At 62.4% G+C, this 364-nt stretch carries 1 protein-coding gene and 1 pseudogene; both read left to right on the top strand.

Annotation, left to right across the window (positions count from 1 at the left end; all coding sequences use genetic code 11):
• On the top strand, positions 1-108 hold a 108-nt coding region (locus JHD07_RS38145), incomplete at its 5' end, for a hypothetical protein (protein ID WP_291631614.1).
• Between the two features lie 121 nt (positions 109-229).
• A pseudogene (locus JHD07_RS38140) lies at positions 230-364 on the top strand (flagellar export protein FliJ); the annotation flags it as partial.

Raw genomic sequence — 364 nt, 5'->3', positions numbered from 1 at the left:
GAGCCGCTGGAGGCGTTCCTGCGCCAGCGCAAGGACGAGAATGCCTCGCTCGCCGACGGCTACCGCCAGTTGTCGCAAATCCTCGGCAATTTGGAAACGGAACGCTAACTTTGTCCGGTCATCATCCCATCCCACAAAGTAGCAGAGCCGGTCTGGGCCCCCATCGGGCCCGTGGGGCGACCGGTGTCGTCCCACGTGCAGCGGGGGGACTTCTGGGGAGTACGAGTCGATGAAGTCACGAGATACCCTGATCCGCCTGAAGAAGTTTCAGGTCGACGAGAAGCGCCGCCGGGTCACCCAGATCGAGACCATGATCGCCGACTTCCAGCGCATGTCGGTCGATCTCGAACGCGAGATCCAGACC

It is taken from the genome of Bradyrhizobium sp., assembly GCF_016462955.1.
Lineage (GTDB): Bacteria > Pseudomonadota > Alphaproteobacteria > Rhizobiales > Xanthobacteraceae > Bradyrhizobium.
This window is presented reverse-complemented; position numbering and strand designations above follow the sequence as displayed.